This is a genomic window from Armatimonas sp. (assembly GCF_031410135.1).
Taxonomy (GTDB): Bacteria; Armatimonadota; Armatimonadia; order Armatimonadales; family Armatimonadaceae; genus Armatimonas.
In genome coordinates, this window is the sequence record NZ_JANNYP010000324.1 from 1 (window position 1) to 8,878 (window position 8,878).

Sequence of the window (8,878 nt, forward strand, 5' to 3'; positions counted from 1 at the left end):
GCCACGCAGGCTTTAAAGAGATCACCGGCACCGCCTATGTCCAGTCCGACACCGACGATACCACGATCCAAAAGCTCTGGGCCGAGACACTCCGCGCCTCGCCCGTCGCCAGCTCTCTGACCCGGCCCGTGCCGCTCACTATCGAGGTGAAGACGATATAATTCTGACAAAGGAACAATGGCCATGAGTAAAGATGCCGAGATCGAAAAGCGTATTTCTCGCCTAGAGGAGGCAGTCGAGCGTTTGAGCAACCAGAAAGAATCACCTATCCAGCCTTGGTGGAAACGCAGAGCCGCGCTTTTTAAAAATGACCTTGCTGCTTATGACGAAGCAATGGCTCTAGGACGCACTTGGAGAGAGTCCGAGCGAGAGTCGGAAACTGAACCACAAGCTGCATGATTTACATTCTTGATACAAATCTCCTCTCCTTGCTAGACCATGACAATGAAGCGTCCGCCGTTCTACAAATGCGTCTGGCACAAGTACGCCCTTCACAGATAGTAACGACCATCATTAGTTATGAGGAACAAATGCGTGGATGGCTGGCTTTTACCGCCCGTGCGAAAAAGCCTGAAGAGCAGGTTCGTGCTTACCAGGCTCTGAAAAACCACTACGAAGCCTTTCGAGATATTCCTCTGCTCGATTTTGACGAGGCATGTTCGCAGGAGTTTACTCGATTACGTGACAGCCACCGTCGTCTCAGCACTCCCGATTTAAAGATTGCCTCTATCACATTAGCCAATCGAGCCACCCTACTCACACAAAATCTGCGTGATTTTGAGCCTATTGCAGAGCTAACGGTTGAGGACTGGAGCCGATGAGCCTTCCTTTGTTCCCTGTGACCGTCGTGGGCTCGTTTCCCCGGCCAGACGCACTACGTAAGTCATTGCGGCGTGGGGTGCCCGATGCGGAGATTTTGGAGCAGGCGCGCGTTGACGTGCTTGCCCTGCAAGAAACGGCCGGTGTGGACATTGTCTCCGAGGGCGAGCAGGGGCGCGATAGTTTCTTTAGTTTTATCGCCAGCAAGCTAAACGGCGTGCGACTGATGAGCCTTGCTGAAATGCTGGACTGGGTGGAGGACAAGGCGGCCTTTGAGCGGCTTCTGGCGGCGCTAGATGTGCCCGCATTTGCGATTAAAAACCCGGTGGTCGAGGGAAAGCTCTCTCGCAAAACGACACTGGCGGGCGACGAGCTGGCGTGGGCGAAGTCTCACACGGGCAAGCCGGTGAAAGTGGCGCTGCCGGGGCCGTACTTGCTCTCGCGCTCGATGTGGGTCAAGCGACTCTCCGCCGAGACCTACCCGACTAAAGAGAGCCTCGGGCCGATGTGGTGGCGGTGCTGCGTGAGGAGCTGATTGCTTTGCGTGACGCCGGGGCGGACTTTGTGCAGTTCGACGAGCCGGTGCTCTCCGAAGTGGCGTTTGCCGGGCCACATGCCACGCATAGCTTCATGTGCGCGGCGCTGAGCGAGAAAGCCAGCCCAGAGAGCGAGCTGGAGTTCGCGGTGGAGCTGATCAACCAGGTGGTGGAGGGCATAGACGGCATTCGTACGGGCCTGCATGTCTGCCGGGGCAACTGGAGCCGCGATGAGTCGGTGCTACTTGCCGGGCCCTATGACGCGCTGGTGCCCTATTTTGCGCGGATGAAAGTGACGCAGCTCGTGCTGGAGTACGCCACGGAGCGTGCGGGAAGCTTTGCGCCGCTGGCTGTCCTGCCGGAAGACAAAGAGATCGGGCTGGGGCTGGTCAACCCCAGAACCAGCGAGGTCGAGCCCGTGGAGCAGCTAGTCGCACGGGTGCATGAGCTACTCCGCTACCGACCTGCGGAGAGCATTTTTCTCAACCCCGACTGTGGCTTTGGCACGTTCTCCGACCGCCCGATCAACACGCTGGACGTCGCGCAAAAGAAGCTAGAGAGCCTGAGCCTTGCCGCACAGACCCTCCGAGCTCAGCCGACTTAACGGGCACACCGAAAGCCCGCATTGCACCGCGCGTCTATCCGGCAGATAAAGAAGCCTGAGCTAACACGCGCATCCGTGAGAGGCTGATCCTGATAGAGCCCGCCAAACTGAGATTGCCAGACACCTGCCCAGAGCCTCGGGTCGCTCACCATGATCCCGGCGAGGGTTCCGCGGATATCGGGGGAGATAGTCTCCCGAGGAACTCCCGTATTTGGATCTGTCCCCATCGTGGAGAAAACGGAGTAGACCTGCGTGATAAACGGATCCTGGCCTGCCGGGCTTAGCTTGGGAGCCAGCAGATAGTTCGTCCCCCAGCTCAGACACGCCTCAGGAACATTCATGGTCACGTCATAAACGCCCCAGTCGCTCTTGTCATCCCCAAAGGAGCCAATATCGTGCGGCTGACCAGGAAGTTTCCCCACAAGAGCGGCATTGTGGAGCAGAAGCTGGGTTAGGCTCTGTGCGTAGTTCGTCGTCAGATCGAGTAAAGAGACAGTCGGGATACGTGAGTTTGGCACGGCGCTGCTGCCGAGGGGCCTGCCCGTGGCTTGGGACAGTGCTAGGGCTTTGTTCTGGTTTATGGTTTCTAGAATCTCCCCCGTAACTGCGGTCGCACCCACACGATCCGCGATTCCCTTTTGGTAATCTTTCTGATTCTGCTGAATTGCCGACTTCGTCTCCTCAAAGCGCTGCTCTTCCCGGTCAAGCCAGTCCAATCCCGTTGTCTGGGCAGCGCTAATCCACTCCACGGGAGTGATCATGCGCTTGTTGTGTAGAGCCGCGTAGTCCTGCATGTCCCCACCGGTTGCTCCGGTAACGGGCAGCTTGGGATACTTGATAGGCGGATTATTTTTGTTCTCCCCACCCCAACCCTCGGGCCAGGGTCGGTCAGGACGCACTTTGAGAAACTCTGCCCAATCGCTCATGGTAACCAGATAGGTATCGCAGTAGAAGTCTGGGGTGCAGGTGATCGCGGTGCCATACTGGCTGACAAAGGTTGAGTTGTCATAGACCACGGCTCCCCCTTCGACCCGAACCATGTTTTTATCGCGGGGCTTCTTTCCTTGAGCCGCATCGCGATCCGGGGCAAGGCCCACCTCGGCACAAAGCTCGCCAAAGAAGCGTGTGGTTGCAAAGCGTGTCGGCTGGCTAGGATCGGTGATCATGCCTAGAGCCGCCCCCGACTCTGCATCTACCACAACAGTGCCCGAAGGAATGCGCGGAAGGGTCTGCCCCGCCGCAAAACGCAAGTCGCAGTAAGCGCTACGACGATCCGCAGGTGGCTCCTCACAAATGGCAGTGAGGCTCTGGGTTTTGAGAGTCTTCCCCTCCACACCCGTCGGCCAAACGAGGCGAACGCGGGTCTCTTTACGAAGGTTCTGCGATGCGAGCACAGGCAGGCAGCGTAGATGATGCCCATTGACCTTCACAAAATGGTAGTCCTTCAGGCGCGACTTCAAAGGGTTGCGATGCACTATAGGGAAAGGGCCAAGCCCCTCTTCGTTCTCCGCGCCAGAGACCACAACCTCTACCGGCATTTTCTCTTTCAGCGCACCACAAGAGCACTATAGGTCTCGATTCCCCCCGGACGATGAAGTGGAAGGGAAATGCCTGCACGTTCTGAAGTGCCTGAAGAATCTCCAGATCGGACTGCTCAGTGCGTACCCTTTCTGCGGGAGGCGCAAAAGTCCGGCTACTGACCTTACGGGTCGTATTCATGAGCGGAGTCAGGGAGATCGTGCTTCCTGTACCGGGCTGAGGACGCCCCCCAGGATAGGCACGCCGCTGCGTTGCGGGCAGAGACCAAGTCGCAGTGTCACGGTAATACGCAGGAACACGAGAGACCAAGAGTGCCCCGAGAAGGGCAAGAAACAAACACTGTAGCAATTTTATCTTCATCGTTGAGGATCTCTTTCTTTTACCGTGCTCCGCGGAAAGCAATCGCAGAAATATTATGTGGTTGGGATACATGTCCATCTTTACCGGACATGTTAAGTCTCATGCGATCCCAAAAGCGTTCGAAAACCTCGCGCCCATTAGGATGGATACTACGATCATCAATGCCTGCATGGGAAAGATAGTCCATCCAGGCTCTTAACTGCACGACAGGATTGTCATACGAGGAGATAAATGAAACAAAGTCTTGATACCCGAAATCTCTCGCACCGATTCCTGGCTGTACATACAGCGGTGATCTTGGCGTAACGGATGTGAAAGACCGGCGTACGCCAGAAAGAAAAGGATCTACAAGCGCCGGTCTTGTTTTTGGTGCGGCTGGCTGATACTCTCCCCAGCCTTGGCACACTTCGGGAGCGTTGAGGTGGACGTGGCGTACACCGGAATCACTCACATCCTCGGGAACTAGCAAGATGGAGTGGGTATGACCAAAAACCACCGTCGCGCGGCCACGGCCAAAAATTAGGTCGCCGCCTTCCGTGGCTTCCTGACTATTGGCGTTCTCCCAGGCTTGCTGGAGTTGCTCCATCGTCAGCTCATCATTGACACTAGAGCGACCTAGCTGTTGGGGATTGGGCCGCTGCTGATCCAGCTCGCGGATAACATTTCCTGGACTCATCGCATGGTAGAGAAAATCCGTGACTTTAAGAGCAAGCTGATCCAGCTTCTTGAGCCAAGACATGTCCCGTGTGTAAGCGGCACGCATGTACTCCACCTCGGTGAGCAAGCGCTTGTTCTGTGCCACAACGTAGTCTTCTATCTGCGCAATCCCCAGCCCCGCGACAGGATAAGCGGGGTAGTTCTGGGGCGGGTTCTGGGTATTTTGTGACGTCAGTGGCAGTGGGGGTCTGAGCTTGAGCTTGGCACGCCAAGGGAAGTAGTCGCCGTTGGTGACAGGATTGATGTCGCAGTAGAAATCAGGGGTGCAGGCGATATCGGTGCCAAAGGAAGTGACGAAGCTACTACACTGCTGATCCATAATGCGAACGGGCCCACCCGGCACCTTGACCATCTTCGCATCGCTCTGGGGGGCTTTTCCGCGTGCCGCGTCGCGATCTGGCGCGAGCCCAACATCGGCAATGAAATCGTGCCAGTAGCGCCAGGTCGAGAACTCAGTGGGCTTGTTGGCATCGGTAATCATCCCAACTGCCGCCCCGGAGGCTTCGTCCACCACCAGTGCCCCTGAGGGCAAACCACTAGGCGGTGCAGTTCCTTCGGTGTAGGTAAGCTGGGCCTGGTAGGCATCAGGTTCGCTGGGAGCGAGGCGACAGAGGGCGCGGCGCTTCTGGACTTGGAGTGTCTGGCCTTCGGGCTTGAGGGTTGCCCACATCACCACAAGCGGGGTGTCCTTCTGGAGCTGGTGGCTGGCAAGCAGAGGAAGACTGCGCATATGGTGGTCGTTGATCTTCAAAATCTGGTAGTCGGCACGTGGTGTCTCACGCCGCAGGGCTGCAGTGATAGGAAACGGCCCGTTGCGCCCCTCGCCTTCTGCCTGAGTGACGATCACCTCCAGCTTTTTCAGCTTTTCGGAGGCGAGCTGAGCTTGCCAGGCGGTTTGGGGCACCACGAAGAACCCATCGCAGCGCGCCACAAGAGCGTTGTAGGTCTTCTCCCACGAGCGCACTACTGCCAGACACTCTTCTGCCTTCCCCCGATGGGTTTCCCAATTCCTGTAGGGCTCCGCTGTCTCCATAGACGGCCCATAAGGAAGCTTCTCATGACGAGTAGGGCGAAGCGACTGTGCCTCGACATGGCTCTCCGAGAATGTTCCAATAAAGGCAAGAAACAAAGCCGAAAAGAGTGGACGCCGCATCGCAAAAACCTCCAAAATAGGGGAATCGGTTTATGAAAACTATTTAACCATAGATTCGATCAGTGGTAAACTACGCACTGTGAATCGTGTTATTGTGACAGGCGGAGCAGGCTTTATTGGGAGCGCCATGGTCTGGCGGCTCAATCAGGCAGGCATTGACGATATTCTGATCGTGGATAATTTGAACACGTCGGAGAAGTGGCGCAACCTGCTGGGACTGCGCTACACGGACTACCTGCACAAAGATACTTTTATGGCGCAGCTCAAGGCCGGGGAGCTTGACTTTCAGCCCGATGCGCTGGTGCATCTGGGGGCGTGCTCAGTTACCACAGAGGCCGACGCGGACTATCTGATGGAGAATAACTTCCACTACACCAAGACTCTGGCGGAGTGGGCGACGGCGCGGGGGGGGCGTTTTCTCTATGCCAGCAGCGGCCAGACCTACGGCGACGGTGACTTAGGCTTCGCCGACGACGATGCACTGGTTCCCATGCTTCGCCCGATCACGCGCTACGGCTACTCGAAGCATCTCTTTGATCTCCATGCGCTTCGCACGCGACTCACCGAGGAGATCGTCGGAATCAAGTTCTTCAATGTCTTTGGTCCCAATGAGTACCACAAAGACGATATGCGCTCCGTGGTGCACAAGGCGTTTCAACAAGTGCAGAGTGAGGGTGTAATCCGGCTCTTCAAGAGCTACCACAAAGACTACGCAGATGGCGGCCAGACACGTGATTTTGTCTATGTTAAAGACTGCATCGAAGTGCTTTTCTGGTTTTTACAGCACCCAGAAGAGAACGGGATCTTTAATATCGGCACGGGGGATGCCCGCCCCTGGAACGCACTGGCAAACGCGGTCTTTGCGGCCATGGGACGTGAGCCGCGCATTGAGTATATTGAGATGCCGGAGCGGCTTCAGGGAAACTACCAGTACCACACCCAAGCGACCATTGCGAAGCTACGCAACGCGGGCTGCGATGTTCCGTTTCGTTCGCTAGAAGAGGCGGTCACAGACTATGTCCAGAACCACCTCGCCACCCCACAACCGTATCTCTAAGTCGCAGCGGTGCGGCTGATGCGGGCGGGGACGTTCTGGAGGTGGAGCAGGCCATTGCCGCGCTGGATTAGCTCAGAACAGGTGACAAACTGATAACCCTGGGAGCGCATGCGATTGACCATAATAGGAACCGCGTTCATGGTGGCAATGAGGCCACTGTGCAGCAGGATAATCCCACCGGGCGTGATATCGCGCATCACCAGCTCCGTGATCTTCTCCCCCGTGCGCCCCGGTTTATAGTCCGCGGGATCGTCAGTCCAGAGCATGTTGGTGTAGCCCTCTTGGGCAATGAGCTTCTGAATCGCATCGTTGTACTCGCCGCCGGGAGGCCGAAAAAGCCGTGTGGGCGAGCCGACAATCCCCGTCAGCACATCACGAGTACGGTTGAGCTCCTCGGCCACTAGGCTTAAGGGGATGGTGGGGAGGCGGTAGTGGTTGTAGGTATGGTTGCCAAGCTCGTGGCCATCTAAGACCATCTGTTCAATGATCTCGGGATAGCGCAGGGCCATCTTTCCTACCACAAAGAAAGTCGCCTTCACGTTCAGGCGCTTGAGAATCGTCAGAAGATCTATGGTGCGCCAGCCGTGGGGGCCATCATCGAAGGTGAGAGCAGCAAGGCGCTGGCTGGGATCACCCGTCACGACCTTGGTGACACGGATTCCCCGCTGGCGGTTCGCATCATCGCGGGCGGCGAGGGCGACGAGGCGACGGTACTCAGGCGAACTACGAGGGTCTTGGTTGGGCATGGTGGGAGGCGTGATAAAGTGTAGCATAGCATGTCTGCCTTCGCCACTGCTCCCTCTACTCCCTCGACGCCTCACGCTTCCCCTCTTGTCCATGAGCTTGCCCGCCCCCTACCCGGAATCTCTCCCTACGAGCGGGTCGGGGTGGCGGCGGAGTGGGTGCGTGTCTCCCCCTACCGCTGCGTCCCCGTGGTCTCCGGGGGGATTCTGCTGGGGCTTGTCACCGAGGAGTCCCTGGCCACCTATCTCCACAGCGCCCCCGACAGCCCCGAGCGCCGCCACTGGCTCGAAGCCCAAGTCGAGGGCACGGTATTAGTTCCCACGAGTGCCCTCTCTCCGCTCTTAAGTGTCCAGGAGCTACAAGCCGCCCTCGCGGAAGAGGGTGTAGATGCCCTGCCGGTTGCTGAGAGCAATGGTCTCTACTACGGGATGGTCGGGCACGGCGATCTGGTGCGCGAGCTGCTTCGTCCGCTGGCACTGCCTCCCCTCGGGGGAATGGCGACTCCGGTGGGGGTGCATCTTTCCACGGGCACGGTCTCGGCGGGCGTGAGGGGCGCGGCCCTGGTGCTCACGGGCTTCTGCTTTTTCTTTACCCAGCTCTCCCTGTTTGTTGTCTTGAGCCTTTTAGAGCCCTACTTGCCAGCCCTCCCGATCCCGCCGGTGTGGCGTGAGACTATCGAGCAGGCGCTGACGGCAGTGATCACGCTGGCGGCCTTTCTGGGGCTGGTTCGGCTCTCGCCCCTGGCAGGCTTTCATGCAGCGGAGCATCAAGTAGTGCACGCCTTGGAGCGCCATGTGCCGCTTCTGGTGGACCAAGTAGGCCGGATGCCGCGTGTGCACCCTCGCTGTGGTACCAATCTCTTAGCGGGCTCGTTTCTGCTGGGTCTGGGAGGAGTGCTGGCCCCTCTTCTGGGCGAGGCGGGCTATGTACTCTCGGGGATATTGGCGCTGTTTTTCTGGCGCTCGCTGGGCGCTTGGCTCCAGGAGAAGCTCACCACACGCCCGGCCACGGAGGCGCAGCTCACGCAGGCGATTGTCGCGGCCAAGACACTTTTAGAGCACCATGAGGCCCGTCCTGAACCTGCCACGCTGCAACAGCGCCTGTGGAACAGCGGAATGCCGCAGATGTTCTTGGGCTTTGCGCTCGGTGTGGGCATTCTGGCCCTGCTCGGGCTTCTTATTCCCTCGCTCGGGGAGGTGCTTCGGCCCCACTGGCAGGCTCTTCTCCCGTAGGTTCCCCTCGCTCCCCCCGCCCCCTCTCTCCCAATAACCATCGCCCTTCGGGTGGGAGAGAGGGGGAGTCAGAACCCACTCCCTGACCCTCTCCCGTTATCGGGAGGGGGTGGCGAG

At 58.1% G+C, this 8,878-nt stretch carries 9 protein-coding genes; 6 read left to right on the forward strand and 3 right to left on the reverse strand.

What is annotated here, in order from left to right:
• The first annotated feature begins 183 nt into the window (after window positions 1–183).
• The 4 genes from RMO15_RS11655 to RMO15_RS11670 are packed head-to-tail and all read left to right on the forward strand — an operon-like array spanning window position 184 to window position 1,959.
• Entirely contained in the window at window positions 184–399 is a 216-nt protein-coding gene (locus RMO15_RS11655) for a hypothetical protein (RefSeq protein WP_309712366.1), read from the forward strand.
• Window positions 396–821: a type II toxin-antitoxin system VapC family toxin gene (locus RMO15_RS11660; protein ID WP_309712369.1), complete on the forward strand. Its 426-nt coding sequence runs from the start codon at window positions 396–398 to the stop codon at window positions 819–821. The genes RMO15_RS11655 and RMO15_RS11660 overlap by 4 nt, the downstream gene beginning before the upstream one ends.
• Window positions 818–1,354, forward strand: coding sequence for a hypothetical protein (locus tag RMO15_RS11665; RefSeq protein ID WP_309712372.1), 537 nt, complete (start codon window positions 818–820; stop codon window positions 1,352–1,354). The genes RMO15_RS11660 and RMO15_RS11665 overlap by 4 nt, the downstream gene beginning before the upstream one ends.
• Window positions 1,327–1,959, forward strand: coding sequence for a hypothetical protein (locus RMO15_RS11670; protein ID WP_309712375.1), 633 nt, complete (start codon window positions 1,327–1,329; stop codon window positions 1,957–1,959). The genes RMO15_RS11665 and RMO15_RS11670 overlap by 28 nt, the downstream gene beginning before the upstream one ends.
• Here the strand turns inward: RMO15_RS11670 and RMO15_RS11675 are convergent.
• Window positions 1,956–3,497 (reverse strand): SUMF1/EgtB/PvdO family nonheme iron enzyme, encoded by a 1,542-nt coding sequence (locus tag RMO15_RS11675; RefSeq protein ID WP_309712378.1) that lies wholly within the window; start codon window positions 3,495–3,497, stop codon window positions 1,956–1,958. The genes RMO15_RS11670 and RMO15_RS11675 overlap by 4 nt on opposite strands.
• Before the next feature lie 380 nt (window positions 3,498–3,877).
• Window positions 3,878–5,728, reverse strand: a complete 1,851-nt coding sequence (locus tag RMO15_RS11680) for an SUMF1/EgtB/PvdO family nonheme iron enzyme (protein ID WP_309712381.1) — start codon at window positions 5,726–5,728, stop codon at window positions 3,878–3,880.
• Window positions 5,729–5,855: 127 nt separating this feature from the next.
• Here RMO15_RS11680 and rfaD point away from each other — a divergent pair, with 127 nt between their 5' ends.
• Entirely contained in the window at window positions 5,856–6,785 is a 930-nt protein-coding gene (gene rfaD / locus RMO15_RS11685) for an ADP-glyceromanno-heptose 6-epimerase (protein ID WP_369016103.1), read from the forward strand.
• On the opposite strand, the gene RMO15_RS11690 is transcribed toward rfaD, so the two are convergent.
• The gene (locus RMO15_RS11690; RefSeq protein ID WP_309712388.1) at window positions 6,782–7,558 is read right to left on the reverse strand and encodes a polysaccharide deacetylase family protein; all 777 of its coding nucleotides are present in this window, start codon (window positions 7,556–7,558) and stop codon (window positions 6,782–6,784) included. The two genes, rfaD and RMO15_RS11690, sit on opposite strands and share 4 nt — an antisense overlap.
• A 3-nt stretch (window positions 7,559–7,561) precedes the next feature.
• Here RMO15_RS11690 and RMO15_RS11695 point away from each other — a divergent pair, with 3 nt between their 5' ends.
• Window positions 7,562–8,761: a DUF1385 domain-containing protein gene (locus tag RMO15_RS11695; protein WP_309712391.1), complete on the forward strand. Its 1,200-nt coding sequence runs from the start codon at window positions 7,562–7,564 to the stop codon at window positions 8,759–8,761.
• Window positions 8,762–8,878 lie beyond the last annotated feature (117 nt).

Bases quoted from the DNA above. Each gene is read 5' to 3' on its own strand.
- RMO15_RS11665 (WP_309712372.1), top strand. From the start codon at position 818: ATGAGCCTTCCTTTGTTCCCTGTGACCGTCGTGGGCTCGTTTCCCCGG.
- RMO15_RS11690 (WP_309712388.1), bottom strand. From the start codon at position 7,558: ATGCTACACTTTATCACGCCTCCCACCATGCCCAACCAAGACCCTCGT.
- RMO15_RS11655 (WP_309712366.1), top strand. From the start codon at position 184: ATGAGTAAAGATGCCGAGATCGAAAAGCGTATTTCTCGCCTAGAGGAG.
- RMO15_RS11695 (WP_309712391.1), top strand. From the start codon at position 7,562: ATGTCTGCCTTCGCCACTGCTCCCTCTACTCCCTCGACGCCTCACGCT.
- rfaD (WP_369016103.1), top strand. From the start codon at position 5,856: ATGGTCTGGCGGCTCAATCAGGCAGGCATTGACGATATTCTGATCGTG.
- RMO15_RS11675 (WP_309712378.1), bottom strand. From the start codon at position 3,497: ATGCCGGTAGAGGTTGTGGTCTCTGGCGCGGAGAACGAAGAGGGGCTT.
- RMO15_RS11680 (WP_309712381.1), bottom strand. From the start codon at position 5,728: ATGCGGCGTCCACTCTTTTCGGCTTTGTTTCTTGCCTTTATTGGAACA.
- RMO15_RS11660 (WP_309712369.1), top strand. From the start codon at position 396: ATGATTTACATTCTTGATACAAATCTCCTCTCCTTGCTAGACCATGAC.